Annotated in this window: 14 protein-coding genes and 1 pseudogene; 3 read left to right on the top strand and 12 right to left on the bottom strand. The window is 73.4% G+C overall.

What is annotated here, in order from left to right; translation table 11 throughout:
• Nucleotides 1–91 precede the first annotated feature (91 nt).
• Nucleotides 92–541 carry a MarR family winged helix-turn-helix transcriptional regulator gene (locus ACIP5W_RS17845; protein ID WP_401473747.1) on the top strand — a complete coding sequence of 150 codons (450 nt, stop codon included), beginning with the start codon at nt 92–94 and terminating at the stop codon, nt 539–541.
• Here ACIP5W_RS17845 and ACIP5W_RS17850 read toward each other — a convergent pair.
• From ACIP5W_RS17850 to ACIP5W_RS17860, 3 genes are all read right to left on the bottom strand, one after another.
• Nucleotides 530–2,176 (bottom strand): FAD-dependent monooxygenase, encoded by a 1,647-nt coding sequence (locus tag ACIP5W_RS17850; protein WP_401473750.1) that lies wholly within the window; start codon nt 2,174–2,176, stop codon nt 530–532. The two genes, ACIP5W_RS17845 and ACIP5W_RS17850, sit on opposite strands and share 12 nt — an antisense overlap.
• 154 nt (nt 2,177–2,330) lie before the next feature.
• Nucleotides 2,331–3,314, bottom strand: a complete 984-nt coding sequence (locus ACIP5W_RS17855; protein WP_401473753.1) for a polysaccharide deacetylase family protein — start codon at nt 3,312–3,314, stop codon at nt 2,331–2,333.
• Between the two features lie 32 nt (nt 3,315–3,346).
• On the bottom strand, nt 3,347–4,348 hold the full coding sequence (locus ACIP5W_RS17860; RefSeq protein WP_401473756.1) for a glycoside hydrolase family 11 protein: 1,002 nt from the start codon (nt 4,346–4,348) through the stop codon (nt 3,347–3,349).
• A 324-nt stretch (nt 4,349–4,672) separates the two neighbouring features.
• Here ACIP5W_RS17860 and ACIP5W_RS17865 point away from each other — a divergent pair, with 324 nt between their 5' ends.
• Complete coding sequence (locus ACIP5W_RS17865; protein ID WP_401473759.1) at nt 4,673–5,563, top strand: SDR family oxidoreductase; 891 nt, start codon at nt 4,673–4,675, stop codon at nt 5,561–5,563.
• A 46-nt stretch (nt 5,564–5,609) separates the two neighbouring features.
• Here ACIP5W_RS17865 and ACIP5W_RS17870 read toward each other — a convergent pair whose 3' ends face one another.
• Both ACIP5W_RS17870 and ACIP5W_RS17875 read right to left on the bottom strand, forming a co-directional pair.
• A complete protein-coding gene (locus ACIP5W_RS17870; protein WP_401473762.1) occupies nt 5,610–6,566 on the bottom strand; it encodes an anti-sigma factor RsbA family regulatory protein in 957 nt (318 codons plus the stop codon).
• Nucleotides 6,563–7,357, bottom strand: a complete 795-nt coding sequence (locus ACIP5W_RS17875) for an MEDS domain-containing protein (RefSeq protein ID WP_401473765.1) — start codon at nt 7,355–7,357, stop codon at nt 6,563–6,565. Before ACIP5W_RS17875 ends, ACIP5W_RS17870 begins: the two co-directional genes overlap by 4 nt.
• Before the next feature lie 301 nt (nt 7,358–7,658).
• Between ACIP5W_RS17875 and ACIP5W_RS17880 the strand changes: the two genes are divergently transcribed.
• The gene (locus ACIP5W_RS17880) at nt 7,659–8,222 is read left to right on the top strand and encodes a DNA starvation/stationary phase protection protein (protein ID WP_366060596.1); all 564 of its coding nucleotides are present in this window, start codon (nt 7,659–7,661) and stop codon (nt 8,220–8,222) included.
• A gap of 167 nt (nt 8,223–8,389) precedes the next feature.
• Here ACIP5W_RS17880 and ACIP5W_RS17885 read toward each other — a convergent pair whose 3' ends face one another.
• The 7 genes and pseudogenes from ACIP5W_RS17885 to ACIP5W_RS17915 all read right to left on the bottom strand — a co-directional run bounded on the left by ACIP5W_RS17885 (nt 8,390) and on the right by ACIP5W_RS17915 (nt 15,748).
• On the bottom strand, nt 8,390–8,782 hold the full coding sequence (locus ACIP5W_RS17885; RefSeq protein ID WP_401473769.1) for an STAS domain-containing protein: 393 nt from the start codon (nt 8,780–8,782) through the stop codon (nt 8,390–8,392).
• Nucleotides 8,779–9,873, bottom strand: coding sequence for a B12-binding domain-containing protein (locus ACIP5W_RS17890; RefSeq protein ID WP_401473772.1), 1,095 nt, complete (start codon nt 9,871–9,873; stop codon nt 8,779–8,781). The genes ACIP5W_RS17885 and ACIP5W_RS17890 overlap by 4 nt, the downstream gene beginning before the upstream one ends.
• The gene (locus ACIP5W_RS17895; RefSeq protein ID WP_401473774.1) at nt 9,870–11,480 is read right to left on the bottom strand and encodes a PP2C family protein-serine/threonine phosphatase; all 1,611 of its coding nucleotides are present in this window, start codon (nt 11,478–11,480) and stop codon (nt 9,870–9,872) included. The genes ACIP5W_RS17890 and ACIP5W_RS17895 overlap by 4 nt, the downstream gene beginning before the upstream one ends.
• A 131-nt stretch (nt 11,481–11,611) precedes the next feature.
• Nucleotides 11,612–13,240 carry an FAD-dependent oxidoreductase gene (locus tag ACIP5W_RS17900; RefSeq protein WP_401473777.1) on the bottom strand — a complete coding sequence of 543 codons (1,629 nt, stop codon included), beginning with the start codon at nt 13,238–13,240 and terminating at the stop codon, nt 11,612–11,614.
• Nucleotides 13,241–13,337: 97 nt separating this feature from the next.
• Nucleotides 13,338–13,590 (bottom strand): annotated as a pseudogene (locus ACIP5W_RS17905) (methyltransferase domain-containing protein); the annotation flags it as partial.
• A gap of 78 nt (nt 13,591–13,668) precedes the next feature.
• A complete protein-coding gene (locus ACIP5W_RS17910) occupies nt 13,669–14,859 on the bottom strand; it encodes a lycopene cyclase family protein (RefSeq protein WP_401473780.1) in 1,191 nt (396 codons plus the stop codon).
• Nucleotides 14,860–15,127: 268 nt separating this feature from the next.
• Nucleotides 15,128–15,748, bottom strand: a complete 621-nt coding sequence (locus ACIP5W_RS17915; RefSeq protein WP_401473783.1) for an RNA polymerase sigma factor — start codon at nt 15,746–15,748, stop codon at nt 15,128–15,130.
• Between the last annotated feature and the right edge of the window lie 30 nt (nt 15,749–15,778).

Genomic DNA, 15,778 nt, shown 5'->3' on the forward strand with positions numbered 1-15,778 from the left:
GGCCGGCGGCGAATGTCAGCCAGGCTGACATAATGGTTCGGGAGCGTGCAAGACTTCGCTGATCTTTTCTTCGTCCGACCCTGGGGAGCACATGGACGCCGGACGCCGCAGCCTGCCGCAGCTGCTGGGCGAGGCCCGTCGGTGGTTCGACGACGCCCTGCTGACGGCCCTCGAAGCGGACGGCGCCGAGCCGGTGTCGTCGACCCAGCTGCAGCTGTTCGCGGTCCTCGACGAGCGGGGCACGACGGTGTCCGAGCTGGCCCGCCGGATGGGCGTCACCCGGCAGACCGCGCACAAGGCGGTGCACACCCTGGTCGCCCTGGGCCTGCTGGAGCAGGTCCCTCACCCCGCATCGGCCCGGCAGCTGCTCATCCGCCGGACCCCGGCGGGCCGGCGCGCGCACGACCGCGCGACGGCCGTCCTCGACGCGTTCGAACGCACGCTGGCCGAGCGCATCGGCGCCCGGTCGGTGCGGGAGCTGCGGGCCGTGCTGGAGATGCCCTGGGGGGAGCCTCCGGTGCCGTCCGGCTCACAGGGCTGAGCCGGACGGCGCCGCGAGCCGGGCGGAGAGCGCGGTGACGGTCTCGGCGAGCGGGAAGCGGGCGCCGAGCAGGCCGTCGGGGCGCACGACGAAGCCGGTGGGGCCGTCGGGGTGGTAGAGCCGGGCGAACTCGCCCGCGGTGTCACGGTACGAGGGCACCGGCAGGGTGTCCGGGGCGACCGACGCGGCTTCGCGGGCGAGGAGGACGACCGGCGACAGGCCGGCCGGGATGCCGTCGGCGCCCACCCTCCCGGCGGCCCCGGCGAGTGCGGCCGCGTCGGCGCCGTACAGGAGCACCACGTGGTCCGTGCGGCCCCGCAGGATGTCGAGCAGGCGCAGCGGATAGCCGGCCACCGGTGTGGTCAGCCCCGCGCAGTCCGGTGCCCGGTCTCCGGGCCGGGGTCCCTCACCGGGGCCGTAGGGGTCGGCGCCGAGCGGGCCGTCCCGGTAGGTCACCAGCAGTTGGGCCTCGCGCAGCATCACGGTCCGCGGGTCGTCGGGGTCGTTCTCGATGCCCTGCGTGGAGTGCCGTACGGTCCGGCCGACGACCTCCTCGCCGACCGGGCGGCGCTCGGCGTCATAGGTGGCGAGCAGGGCGGGCCCCGCCTCGCCCCTGACGACACGGGCGAGCTTCCAGGCGAGGTTGCAGGCGTCCTGGATGCCGGTGTTCATGCCCTGGGCGCCGGTGGGCGGATGGATGTGGGCGGCGTCGCCGGCGACGAAGACCCGTCCGTCGCCGTAGCGGTCGACGATGCGGTGGCTGATGCGGAAGACGGACGACCAGCGCAGCCGCGAGAGGGTGGCCGGTTTCGGCGCGAGACGGTCGACCACGGCCTGGAGGTGGGACAGCTCCGGGGCGCGGCCCTCCTTCGGGCCGTGCTCGACGTCGTCCCCCCGTGCCGGCCCGTGGCCGGCCGAGAGCTCGGGCGGGACCAGCATCGACATGCGGTAGCGGTTGTGGCCGGGCAGCGGGATGCAGACCAGCAGGTCGTCGGTGGAGCCGTCGGCGGCGCGGTGGGTGGAGCGGATGCCGTACCCGTGGGGCATCTCCCAGTCGGTCTCCACGTCGCCCAGCATGTACTCCTCGGCGAAGGCCGCGCCCTCGTAGGTCAGTCCGAGCCCCTTGCGGACGACGCTGTGCGCCCCGTCGCAGCCGATCAGATAGCCGGTCCGCAGTTCCTCCTCGGCTCCGGAGGCGGTGCGCAGCCGGGCGGTGACCCCGTCCCGGTCCTGCTCGAACGACAGCAGTTCGGTGCCCCGCTCGATGTGCGTGCCCAGGCCGGCGACGTACTCCTCCAGGAGGCGCTCGGTCTCGTACTGCGGCAGCGCGGCGAAGCCGTACGGCACCTCGGGCGGGAGCGCGAGATCGATGCGCGCCCGCTCACGGCCGTTCACGTAGGCCAGCTGGCCGCGTATCGGGGCGGCGCACTCCAGGACCTCCCGGACCAGGCCCATGCGGTCCCAGATCTCCAGGGTGCGCGGTTGGACGCCCACCGCCTTCGCGTACGGCAGGCGGGCCGGGAGCCGGTCGACGAGCCGGCAGCGCACTGCGTGCCGGCGCAGCTCGGCCGCCGCGCTCAGACCGACCGGGCCGGCGCCCGCGATCAGTACGTCGGTCGTTCCGTCGTGCGCCACGGGCGCCTCCCGCCGTCTGGATACCGGACCGGCCCCCGGTCCATGGTCGCGCGCCGGCGTCCGGGCTGCGAGGCGGGCCGGGGCGGCCGGGCGCGGCGACGGAGGCACCCGACGTCTCGGGTGCCCCCGCTGCGAGCTTGGTCCGGGCGTGCGGTCAGCCGGTGGCGCAGGAGACCGTCGGCCAGGTCCAGTTGCCGTTGGGCTGCACGGTGACGCCCCAGTTGTTGCCGCTGCCGTTGGGCTTGGCGGTCAGCACCTGACTGCCGGGGTAGGCGGCACTGATGTTCCAGGTGGAGAGGATCTTCGCCGGGGACGGGACGTTCATCGTCACCGTCCAGTTGCTCGACCCGCTCACCGACACGTTCAGGTTGTACCGGTCACCCCACTGCTGGCCCGCCGAGAGGGTCGCGGTGCAACCCGTGCCACCACCACCGCCCCCGCCGCCGCTGCCGTCGGGTGCCACCGCCCGGCCGGTCTGGGGGGAGATCATGCCGGCGCACAGGCCGCGGCCCGCCAGTCCCTGCGCGATGCGGGGGATGGCGGCGAGGGTGTTGGCGGACCAGTCGTGCATGAGGATGGTCTGGCCGTTGGTGAGCCGCGCGGCGGCCTGGACGATCGCGTCGGTGCTCGCGCCGTTCCAGTCCTGGGAGTCGACGTCCCAGATGATCTCGGTGAGGCCGTACTTGGCCTCGACCGACTTCACGGTCGCGTTGGTCTCGCCGTACGGCGGCCGGAACAGCTTCGGAGTGCCGCCGCCCGCTGCCGCGATCGCCTGTTGGGTACGGGAGATCTCCGAGTCGATCTGCGACGAGGAGAGCTGCGGCAGATGCGGGTGGGTGTAGCTGTGGTTGCCCACCCACATGCCGGCGTCGACCTGGGCGCGCACCTGGGCGGGACGGGCGGCGGCGTACTGGCCCTGGTTGAACATGGTGGCCCGGAGCCCGTTCTGCTTCAGGGCGTCGAGCAGGCCCGGGGTGCTCCCGGACGGGCCGTCGTCGAAGGTGAGTCCGACGTACCCGTTGCAGGTGGCGGCCTTCGCCGGGGCGGCCTGGACGGTGAGGGTGCCGGCGGCGGCCAGCGCGAGGACGGCCAGGGCCGCGCCCGGCCGGCGCGTCGCGAGACGCGGTCTGGTGCTCATGCGGATCGGTCCTCCACTCGGGGACGGCGGGGTCAGCTCGGTGTGCAGGAGACCGTCGGCCAGGTCCAGTTGCCGTTGGGCTGCACGGTGACGCCCCAGTTGTTGCCGCTGCCGTTGGGCTTGGCGGTCAGCACCTGACTGCCGGGGTAGGCGGCGCTGATGTTCCAGGTGGAGAGGATCTTCGCCGGGGACGGGACGTTCATCGTCACCGTCCAGTTGCTCGACCCGCTCACCGACACGTTCAGGTTGTACCGGTCACCCCACTGCTGGCCCGCCGAGAGGGTCGCGGTACAACCGGTGCCACCAGCGCCACCGCCGCCACCGCCGCCGCCCGAACCGCTGTCGCCCAGCGTGATGTTGGAGTTTCCGCTGCTCTGGTATCCCTCGGTGGCGAGGATCATGTAGTTGAAGGTGCCCAGGTTCATTCCGGCGCGGGCCCAGGCGTCGAAGTGGTTGCCCGTGGTGATGGTTCCGCCGGTCCGCTTCGACTGCCGGACGCTCCAGTACTGGTTGAAGGTGCGGGTGCCCTCGATCGAGGGGGCGTTGTACCGCGTGGTCTGGTAGATGTCGTAGGTGCCGCCGTCGCTGGTGACGGTGCCCTTGAACGTGCCGGTGGGCCGGTAGGTTCCCCAGTTGTCGACGACGTAGTACTCCACGAGCGGGTTGGTCGACCACCCGTAGAGCGCCAGATAGGCGTTGCCGGACGGGTTGAAGGTGCCGGAGTAGGTCACGGCCCTGCGGCCGCCGGTGCTCCAGCCCTTGCCGGCGACGAAGTTGCCGGTGTTGCTCCACGAGGTGCCGTAGGTGCCGCCGGAGCCCAGGTTCATGGACACGGTCCCGGCGCTGTCGGTCCAGAACGAGTAGTAGTAGCCGTTGTTGGTGCCGGTCTGGTTGGACGTGACGACGGTGTCCGCGTGGGCGGCTCCCGGCAGCAGCATCGCCACCACGGCGGCCAGGGCGACGGCCCAGGCACTTCGGACGAGCATGCGGAACCGCCCGCGTCCGCGGTTCTTCGGATGGATGAACGCGGTCATGTGCGCGCCTCTTCCTTCGGGGACGGGAATGGCGAAAGTGTTGAGCTGCCCCCGTCGGCAGTCAATAGTTTCGGTAATCATTTCGAAACGTTCGATGGGGAAATCGGGGTATGTGGAGGCGGCATTTCAGCAGGCCAGAGCTCTCACCAGGGCGATCTCCGTGCATGAGCACAACAAAATAGGGACGGTGGAGATCCACTGACGGGATGAAGTGGTTCCGAAACATTCGGACTGCTTCCGGACCAGCGCGCGAAGGGTGCTTTTCGGCCGGTCACAGCGGGGAACCCGGCCTGCCCACCCGGCCCCGAGGACGAGGAGGCCCACGTGACGGACGAGCACCGCAGGCAGCAGGACCCCACCACCCGGTATCCGCGGCCCGACTTCCCCTCCCAGGAGCAGCCGCACCCCGGCTGGACCGGACCGATGGATCCGCCGCCCGACCACGGCGAGGAGTCCTACCGCGGTTCCGGTCGGCTGGCGGGCCGCAGGACGGTCGTCACGGGCGGGGACTCCGGCATCGGGCGGGCGGTCGCCCTCGCCTACGCCCGCGAGGGCGCCGACGTGCTGTTCACCCACCTCGCCGAGGAGGAGGACGACGCGCGCGAGACGGCCCGGCTGGTAGAGGACGCCGGGCGCAAGGCCGTCGCCGTCCCGTGCGACATCCGCGAGGAGAGCCGGTGCAGGGCGCTGATCGACCGGGCGGTCGCGGAGTTCGGGGGGATCGACGTCCTGGTCAACAACGCGGCCTACCAGATGTCCCAGCCCGACGGCATCGAGGCGATCACCACCGAGCAGTTCGACCGCGTCCTGCGCACCAACCTCTACGGCATGTTCTGGCTCACCAAGTTCGCGCTGCCGCACATGCCGGAGGGCGCCTGCGTCATCAACTCCACGTCCGTGCAGGCGTACAAGCCCAGTCCGCACCTGCTCGACTACGCGATGACGAAGGGCGCGATCGTCACCTTCACGCAGGGGCTGGCGCAGATGGTCGCGGAGCGCGGCATCCGCGTCAACGCGGTCGCGCCGGGCCCGGTGTGGACGCCCCTGATCCCGGCGACGATGCCCGACACGGCCGAGTTCGGCAAGCAGAGCCCGCTGGGCCGTCCGGCGCAGCCGGCCGAGCTGGCTCCCGCCTACGTCTACCTCGCCTCGCAGGAGGCCGGTTTCATCACCGCCGAGATCCTCAACGCCACCGGGGGCACGCCGCTGCCCTGACGGCGGGCGTAGGAGGAACCGGCCGGCGGGGGCCCGCCGGCCGCCTTCAGTCGCGCAGTGCGGTGTGCAGGCGGACGGTCGTCCCCTCCTCGGGGGTGGACCGGATCTCGACGAGGTCGCAGAGATGGTGGGCCAGCCACAGTCCGCGGCCTCCGACCTGCGCGGCGTTCGGTCCGGTCCGCCCCACGAGGGGGTCGTCCAGGTAGCCGCGGTCGCGGAACTCGCAGATCATGCGGTCGTCCTCGACCCAGGTCCGGAGCACTCCGTGGCCGCCGCCGTGCTTGATGCTGTTGCCCGCGATCTCCGTGGCGGCGAGGGACAGTTCCCTCAGCCGCGGGCCGTCCAGGCCGTGCCGCCGGGCGCACTCGGCGATCTTCGCGCGCACCGCGGACAGGTCTCCGCCGGCGTAGCGCATCTCCTCGTACGGGTCGCACGGGCGGTCGAGGGGCTCGAACGGGTAGGCCGCCTCCGCGTCGTATCCGTCGCTCGCCTGCGAGCGGCCGTCGCGGCGCACCTCGGGATGACAGCGTGTCATCGCCTTCAGGTCGGCGTACCCTCCGTCGGCGTCGTACGGGCACAGCAGCCACCAGGCGGGGCTGTGGGCGAAGGCTTTGTTCAGCAGCCACTCGTAGTACTGCAGTTCGCGCACCTCGGCGCGGCTGCGGGCGGCCTCCCAGGGCGATTCGCCGATGCCCCGCACGGGCCGGCCCTCGGCGGTGTGTTCTCCTATCCACCGCTGCCAGGCGGCGATGAGGCGGCCGGGGTGGTGGGCGACGGCGCCGGTGTCGACGAAGCGGACCGCCGACAGCTGGGGAAGCTCCGCGCGCAGCAGCGTCACCTTGTCCTGGGGCACGGCCACGACGACGGCCTCGTCCCCGTCGAGCGCCTCGTGGATGAAGTCCAGGGTGCCGTCGAGGAACTCCTGGTGGCCCCGGTACGGATACAGCTCGTGCCGGTACCCCGCAGGGGTCTCCGCGAGGTCCCTCGGGGACGACATGGTCATGGTTCCATCACCACCGGCACCTCCGGTACGGCGTATCCCGAGAGCCCCCAGCTCAGGCGCACGGTCTCGTTGGCCCCCTCGATGATCACCACTCGCTCCGGCAGAAATCTGGCGGCGTCGGCCAGGGCGCGCATGCCGGCCGCGTCGAAGAACTCGAGGTCGTGACATATCAGGTGGAGGGTCGCGGCGTGTGCGACCAGGCTGCGCAGTACCGCGCCGAACGCCGCGGCACCCTCGGAATCGATCACTCCGCTCACCGTCCAACGGCCCTCTCCGGTTGTGTACACCCGGAACTCAGGCGCTGCGGGTCGGCTGCCCACGTGGTGCGGATGCACGCACCTGACTTGGTCGAGTGTCGGCGGGTCCCAGTCTGCGGGGCGATAGGTGCACAGCACCATCGCACCGCTGTCCGCGGCGAACTCCTCCAGGTCCAGTTCGCTCTGCAGCATGGTGTCGGGCCGGGCGTCACGGTGGTCGGCCCTCACGTGCCGCAGGATCCGCAGGGCCCGGAAACCCTCGCGTCCGGCGCTCGCGGCCTCCCTGCGCACGGCGGCCAGCAGGGAGCCGTCCAGCCGGGCGGGATCCAGGACGACGCGGGCCGGCGCGTCGGCGATGTCCGGAGCGGGACGGTCGTCCGTGCCGACGATGACCAGCTTGTCACCGAAGAGCACGCCGTCGGCCATGAAGGCGCGGCTGCGCTCCACGGCGTTCTCGGCCGGTTCCAGGAACTGACAGACGTGGTCGCCGCTCTCCACGTCGTCCAGCGTCGCCAGGCTACGCGCCGCTCTCACCGATCTCCCCTCGTTCACCCTTTCACCCTACTGGCCCAGGCCACGGCCCTGGTGGAACCCCGTGTGCATCCGGGCGGCCGGCAGGCCCGGAATATCGGCGGTACTGCTCGCGGCACCCCGCCCGGATGCCGGACCGGGCGCGCCAGGTCCGTCCGGCGCCGGCACCCGTACGGCGGTCTCCGGACCGCGCCGCGGCCGAACCGGTGGTCCGATCGGTGGAGCGACGCGGTTCACAGGCCTGTCGCACCGGGTGCGGGGCACCAGGGCACCGAACACCCCATGACCTGAAGGAGCTGCGCAGATGGCGAAGGACCTGACTCCCAAGTACACCGTTCCGGGCATCGAGCGGGAGACCGCCGGCCGTCTCATCGGCGCGCTGCGCCTGCGGCTGCACGCCCTGAACGATCTGCACCTCACCCTCAAGCACGTGCACTGGAACGTGGTGGGGCCCCACTTCATCTCCGTGCACGAGATGATCGACCCCCAGGTCGACCGGGTGCGTGAGATGGCCGACGACGTGGCCGAGCGCATCGCGGCCCTGGGCGGGGTCGCGCAGGGCACGCCCGGCGCGCTGGTCGAGGAGCGGACGTGGCAGGACTACTCCATCGGACGGGACAGCGCGATCGCGCACCTCGGCGCCCTCGACATGGTCTACACCGGTCTGATCGAGGGCGTACGGAGCTCGATCAAGGAGGTCGGCGACCTCGATCCCGCCACCGAGGACCTGCTGATCGAGCAGTTGCGGGACCTGGAGCAGTTCCAGTGGTTCGTCCGCGCCCACCTCGAGAGCGCGAACGGCACCCTGGCGACGGCCGACGCCGGCACCGAGCGCGAGGCCGCGGCGCGCGGCGCCGCACTGGACTGATCACGCGGACGGCCGGGGCCCGCTCGCCCGCCGGCCACCGTGCGGCGGGCGGGCGGGGCGGCGAGGCGGGCGGCGGACGCGGGGCTCCGCCGCCCGGGTCCGCGTGAGCGGTCGGCGTCGGAGCGCGGCGGCGTCGGCGAGCGGTCGGCGTCGGAGCGCGGGCGATGTCAGGGCGCCGGTGCGCTGTCCGTCTCGTCGGTGCGCCGCCCCGCATGGGGCTGGGGCTCGGTGAGGTACTCGGTGGTACCGGTGAGCTGGAGCATGCGCTCCAGGTGGGCGGGCCGGTTGTCGAGGTGCAGGGTGATCCCGGCCGGGTAGGTCCGCCGGCGGAGCATGAGCAGCATGGCCAGCCCCGTCGAGTCGATCAGGGTGAGGTCGGCGCAGTCCAGGTGCAGGTCCCGCAGCGTCGCCCCGTGCTCCCGCTCGTGATCCTCGATGGCGCACGTGAGCAGGGCCGGGAAGTGCCCGGCGTCGTGGTCGAGTTCACCCACGACCGCCACGGTGAGGGCGCTCGGGCCGGAGGCCGCGGTGGTGATCTGGAAGGGGACGTGCGTGCTCATGCGGGTGTTCCTGTGCCGGTGACGGAGAGGGTGGTGGCGAACGGGTCGAGGGCCGGCGCCGTCTCGTTCAGGAAGCGCCGTGCGCGGGGGAAGTCGTACAGGTGGCCGGCGAGCACCGTCAGGCCGAGGTGGAGCGACTCGACGGGGACGCCTCGCGCGGTGAGGATGCCGGTGGTCCAGCCGACGAACCGGGCGAAGATGTCCGGGTCGTCGAAGTAGAGGGCCGTGGCCAGGAACTCGATGATGTGCTGGAGGTCCTCGGCCGTGCGGTCCTGCTGTTCCGGGGTGTACGACCGCAGCACGGGGTACCGCTCCCACAGGTCGTGCAGCACCTGCCGCACCAGGGCGGCCCTGGTGCGGGTGATCAGTGTGTACTCCTGGTCGGCCAGGTGCGGCAGGTCGTCGACCTGGTGCCGTGCGGCCGTCCCGGACGGCTTCTCGACACCTGCCTCCAGCAGGTCGGCGGCGTGCCGCGCGTTCGCGGCCCAGCCGTCGGCGCGCACGGCGCGGGCCTCGCGGCCGTCGGGGCCGAAGGCGGCGCCGCCCACCAGGACGGGGACGCCTGTCGACTGGCACGCCGTGAGCGCCGCGTGCGCCGTGGGCAGCCGGGTGGGGAGCGACGCCGAGAGCAGGACGGCCTCGGGGCCGGTGGCGTGCAGGTGGGCGACGAGGTGAGGCGTCGGCACGTGGGCGCCCAGGAAGTCCACCCGCCAGCCGCGACAGCGCAGGGTCTCCGCCACCAGCCGGGCCGGCAGGGCGTGCCACTCCCCGTCCACGCAGGCCACGGTCACCCGCGGCCGGTGACCGGTGGGCCGGGGGAGGTCGTGGGCGAGGGCCGCGACGGCGCCGGCGGTGACGGCGGTGGCGGCGTGTTCGGCGGCCACCGTGATCCGGTTGGCGGCCCACTCCTCGCCCACCCGTCGCTGCACCGCGGCGACGACGTCGAGGAGCAGCGCCTCTTTGGGCCAGCCGTCCTGCGCGGCGCCGCGCAGGACGGCGACCGCACCCGCCTCGTCCGCGTCCACGGCCGCCGCCCACAGCCGCTCGCGCAACGGAGCGGCCTCGCGATCGGTCGTTCGCGCATCGGTCATGCGCCCTCTTCCTCCGTCCAGTCCTGCGCGGCCCGGGTCCGGGCGGTGTGTCCGTCCACGAGGTGGAGCTGTCCTCGGTTGTTCGTCGGATTGGTGACGGCCAGGGCCGCCATGTCGTCGTGCCTGCTCCCGCCCAGCCACTGCGCCGCGAGCATCTGCACGCGTTCCACCACCGCTTCCGCCGGCATTCTCGCGCATTCGGCCAGGGCGGCGCGCAGCCGGTGCTCACCGTACATCTGGTCGCCCAGGGGACCGCCGCGGGCCTCGGTGATGCCGTCGGTGTACAGCAGGCACGTTTCGCCGGGGCCCAGGACGGCTGTCGCGGTGCGGGCGGTCACCTGCGGGATGGCACCGATGAGCTGACCGGAGGTGTCGACCTCCTCCACCTGTCCGTCGCGGCGCACGATCAGCGCGGGCAGATGGCCGGCGCTGGTCACCCGCAGGTGGACCTGTCCGGCCCGGCGCCGTGCGGACACCAGCATCAGGGTGGCGAACCGGGTGTGGTGGGAGTTGAGCAGGGCGCCGTTGAGGAGGGTGAGCACCCGCTGGTGGTCACCGGCGAGCGGCAGCAGTGCCTGGAGGATGCTGCGGATCTTGCCGGTCAGCGCGGCGGCCTCCAGCCCCTTGCCGGCGACGTCCCCCAGCACCACCAGCGTCTCCTGCGAGGGGTCCGCGCCGGGGTGCACGTCGTAGAAGTCGCCGCCGATCCGTTCGTGGTCGCGGGAGGCGCGGTACCGGCCGGCGTAGCCGACGCCGTGCACGTGCCGCACGGTGGGCGGCAGGAGTTCCCGCATCAGCACCGCGGCGATGGACGACTGCTCGGCGTAGAGACGGGCCGCGGACAGTGCGGCCCCCGCCCGGGCGGCGAACAGGCGCGCGAAGATCTCCTCGCCCTCGCTGAACGCCCGGTGGCCGCCGGCCCGGAGCAGGACCAGCGCACCGGCCGGGACGCCGTGACCGGGCAGCGGGGCGACGATCACCGAGCCGATGGACCCGGTGAAGCCGGGCGGGACCGCCCAGTCCGGGATGTCGTCCGGGCTGATCCAGCGGGCGGGAACGGGCGGGAAACCCTGGAGCGCCTCGGCCAGCCCGGGGACCGAGTCGGTGTCGATCTCGAGGGTGGCCCGGACGGCACGGCCCCCGTCGTCGGCGTACGTCAGGGCGTGGCGGCGTCCCGAGGCCGGGGAGACGACCACGGCGGCGTCCGCGAGATGGTCGGCGGCCATCCTCGCGGTCGCCTCCAGGCACTGGTCGACGTTGAGCGACGACAGCAGGGCGCTGGAGACCTCGGCCAGGACGGCGGCCCGCTCCCGTGAACTCCTCAGGGCCTGCTCGGTGAGCCTGAGGTCGGTGTCCTCGACCAGCCACCACACCACGTCACCGCCGAGGTCCGGGCCGGTGGTCGGATGGGCCCGGAACGTGCGCTCGTCGATCGTCCCCTCGGCCGGCTCCGGCGGACGGGTCCCGGTGCCCGTCCGCGTCAGCCTGTGGTGCGCGTCGGACAGCCAGGACGGTACGGACCGCTCCGTCCGGTCGTCGCCGGCGGGCCGGGGCAGGATCGAGCGGGCGGCCTCGTTGATCTCGACGACGCCGCCCCCGCGTCCCATGACGAGAACCGGGTAGGGAGCGTCGTTCCAGGTGGCGCCGACGCTGCCGGCGCCACCGTGGGGACGGGTGGGGGAACCTGGTGAGGAGATCACGAGCGGGGGAACGCGCGGTGCGCTTCCCCACCCCCTTCCTACAGCTGGAAAATGTTGTCTTTCGACAACCGTCTCGCAGTCGGCACGGCGCGCGCAACCTCTCGCCGCCGGTCCCCACCCACACGCGCGAGCCCGCGCAGCAGCGCACCACGCCCGCGGTCGGGCACGGTCCACAGGGTCTGGCCCGCGACCCCCCAGCGTTCCAGAAGGGCGTTGGCGGCGAGGAAGCCGCTCGTGGCCGCCCGTTCCATGAGGGCCACCGGCAGGTCGGTGCGGACCAGGTCGCCGGCGACGACCAGCCCGGGGTCGGTGGTGCGCACGGCCGGCCGATCGCCGTATCCCCCGACGGGGAACAGCGGGCAGTCGGCCCGCCACTCGTGGCGCGCGTCGACGACCCTCGCCGCGCGCGTCTCCGGGTACACCCGGTGCAACTGCTCCAGCAGACGGCGCTGTTCGACGTCGTGGGAGGCCCCCTCCGGCAGGGCGTAGGCGTGCAGTTCCACGACGGAGCCCCCGGTGCGGGCGGCCCAGCGCGCCGCCTCGCCCTCCCAGCGTTCCAGCACGCTGACGTTGTCGAGGGAGCCGTAGCCGCTGGTGCCGAGGAAGCCGGGCCGGTCGGCGGCGACGGGACGGTCCAGCCACAGGCGCGAGACCAGGAAGGGCGGGGCGTTGCGGAGCCCGGCCACGCGTTCGCGCCATGCGGCGTCGGCCAGCCGCGGGGAACCGGCGACGACGGAACGCAGCCCGGCCGTGTCCAGGGCGAGGACCACGGTGTCGTACCGCCGCTCCTCGCCCGCGGCGGCCACGAGGAAGCCGCCGTCCCCGGTGGGTTCGACCGCCTCGACGGACGTACCGGTCCGCAGTTCGGCGCCGTGGCCCTCCAGGTAGCCGGCCAGGGGGTCCCAGAGCGCGGCGGGAAAGGGCTCGTCGGGCACGTCGAAGAGCAGGCCTTCGGCGGAGCCGAGGAAGTAGATGTGGAACATCAGCACCATCTCCGCCGCCGACAGGCCACGAGGGTCGGCGAAGAAGCTCCGGGAGAACACCTCGAACGCGAGGTGGTGCGCGGCCTCGGGGAAGCGGACCGACTCCAGGAAGTCGTGGGCGCTGATGTCGTCGAGGCGCGTGTACACGTCCGGTACCCGCACGTCCAGCAGGGGCAGCGCGGCGACCGGGTTCATGCGGGCGAGGTCGCGCAGGCCGAAGGTGGGGCTCAGCGCGACGAAGCCCAGCGCGCTCCACGGCGGGGTGCGCGGAACGTGCCGGAAGCTGTCGTGCGTGCCGCTGCTGTGGCGCAGCGGGTAGTCGGGCAGGCCCGTGAGGCGGCGGAGCCCCGGATCGGTGCGCCGCAGCAGTCCGCGCAGGTTGTAGTACTGGCGGAAGAACGCGTGGAAGCCGCGGCTCATCGTGACGGTGCTGCCGTCGGCCAACGCGGTCCGCCACCCGGCCAGGCGTCCGCCGAGGGCCGGTTCGCGTTCGTGGAGCGTGACGCGTACGCCCCGTTCGGCCAGGGCCGTCGCCGCCGCCAGGCCGGCGATGCCGCCGCCCACCACGGCGGTGGTCGGCCGGTGGTCACCGGTGAGCGCGGGCGCGCCCGGCCGGGGGCGGATCGTGCGGGCCATGCGGTCCCTGCCGCGGCGGGCCGCCTCGGGCCGGCGAGCCGCCGTCATCGCCCGACCGCCGTGGCGGAGCCGGGCCGGCGGGCGACGACGGTGTGGGTGATGCCGGTCTGCCAGCCGGGCAGGGGCAGCGCCCGCACCTGCTCGAAGCCGGCGGAGGCGTCCACCGCGGTGATCCGCGCCTCGGGGAAGACGGCGGCGAGGGCGGCGGTGGAAGCGCCGGTGCCGCAGCCCAGGTCGAGGATGCGCAGACCGGCTCCGCCGTGCGGCAGGCCGAGGCGGCGCGCGGAGCGCCGCAGATGGGCGTGGTAGCCGGGGTTGGCGGCCACCAGGGTGTCGTAGCTGCGGGCGGCATGGTCGAACGCGGCGGCCAGGTCCGCGTCGCGCAGCAGCAGGGTCATGAGGTCTCCTCGGTGGCGTGGGGCGGGCTGTCGCGCGGACGTCGCCGGTCCGGCGGTCGGGGGCATCGGGGGCGGGGGTCAGGGGCGGGGGAAGGGACTGCGGGGCAGGCGGGACAGGTCCATGACGGAACGGAGCATGGGCAGCACGGGGGTGTGCGCGCCGACCGAGAGGTCCTCGTGGAGGCGGGTCCGGCCGTCCAGGAAGCGCAGCAGCCGCTCCGCCGGGACCTGGGAGAAGAGCTTCGAGAAGACCTCGGCGCCGCCGACGCGTCCGCTGTCCAGAGCACGCAGCAGCACCGCGTCCATGGCGCGGGAGCGGGCCGAGTGGGGAACAGGGGGCAGCGGGTGGCGGCCGGCGGCCAGCGCTGCCGCGACGGCCCGCGTCTGGCGCTGGACGGCGGCGAAGGTGTAACCGGTCGACGGACGGGTGGCGCCGCCCGCCGCGCCGATCCGGAAGACCGACGGCGCGGTCCGGCGCGCGAACCGCGCGTCCGTCATGGGAATCACACCGGTCTCCGTCGCGGTCACCTCGAACGCCCCGAGTCCCAGCGCCCCGTGGGTGTACCGGTCCAGCGCGGCCTCGTAGGCCGTCCGGGACAGGGGCGCGCCGGAGAACTCCGTGTACTCGACGAGGGCCTCGCGGGGGCTCGTCGGCAGGACGTAGCCGAAGGCCAGTCCGTGCGGGGGCTGCGGGACCCGGAAATCCATGAGGTCGACGCAAGCGGGGTCGAACACCGGCCGTGCCGCGCGGACGAACCAGCCGTGGAAGTGCTGCAACAGGGTGGTGCGGGCCGCCGGCAGGCTCCCGAGCGGCCGGGAGTCGAAGACCCAGCGGGCGCGCACGGTCAGCGGGCGGCCGTCGGCGGTGCGGGCCCGGATCTCCGCTCCGTCGGCGACTGCGTCCACCGTCTCGACGGTCGCCTCGATGCGGCGGACGTGGTCGCGGTGTGCCAGTTCGCGTCCGACGAACGCCTCGAAGTCGTCGGAGCGGATCATCTTGTAGCGCAGGGGCGCGATGCCGTCCTCGATGCGACGCCCTTCGGGGGTGTGGACCCGCAGGCGCTGCCATTCGGCGGTCAGGACGGCGTCGTAGGGGCCCGGACCCGGCTCCCAGAAGCACCAGGTGCGGCTCGGCGGGCGCAGCGGGCCCGGCGGGGGTTCGAACAGGAGCACCGACGGCCGGCGGGCCGGGTCGGCGCGTGCCAGCCGGTACGCGAGGGACAGTCCGGCAGCTCCGGCGCCCACGATGGCGACGTCCGCGTCCCGCACGTGTCGCGCCCTCCCTGTCCTGTCCGTCCGGCTCGGCCCTGTGTCCGGGCCCTGCGTCAGGGCCCTGCGTCAGGGCCCTGCGCCCAGCATTCCCGTCCGGACGGCCCGGCGGATGCAGGCCGGGCCGGACCGTCGGCCGTGCGGCGCACTGCGGACGGATCGCCGGGCCCGGTGCGTCCGGCGGTTCGCCGGCGGCCGCGCGGTGCCCACCCGGTCGTGCATCCCTCTCCGGGACTGGTCCGCAGAGTCGCATCGATTGTGCGACGTATCAGTCGACGCGGGCCTGCGGGCCCTCCTCCCGTACGCGCGTGCCGAGCCGGTGCAGCCCGCGGCGCGCGTGGCTCTTGACGGTGCCGAGGGGCCAGCCCGTCAGTTCGGCGATCTGGCTCTGGGTGAGGTCGCAGTAGAAGGCGAGGGTGAGGACGCGGCGCTGCGGAGCGGGCAGCCTCGCCAGTTCGTGGGTGAGCACGACGCGGTCGAGCACGGCGTCGGGCTGGGTGTGCCGGTCGTCGGCGGTGACGGACAGCCGCGCTCCCGCCGCCGCGACGAGATCGGCCCGCCGGGTCCGCGCCGACAGGGCGTCGGCGATCTTGCGCCGGGTGATGCCGACCAGCCACGCCGACAGCGGGCCGCGCTCGGGCCGGAACCCGGAGCGGCCGCGCCAGGCGGCCAGGAACACCGTCTGCGTCACGTCCTCCGCCTCCCGGGCGTCGCCCAGACTGCGGCGTGCCAGCGTGTGGACCAGTAGTCCCCAGCGGTGGTAGGCGGCGGCCAGACAGGCCTCGTCACCCCTGATGAAGCCCGCCGCCAGTTCGTCGTCGGTGAAGAAGTCCTGGGCAGGACCCGCCGCCGTCGGAAGGGTCCGCTCGGTGACCTGCTGTGCCGTCATGGTGGCTGCTCCTCGTGCGGGCGGTCGTCC

The organism is Streptomyces sp. NPDC088766, from assembly GCF_044750845.1.
GTDB lineage: Bacteria > Actinomycetota > Actinomycetes > Streptomycetales > Streptomycetaceae > Streptomyces.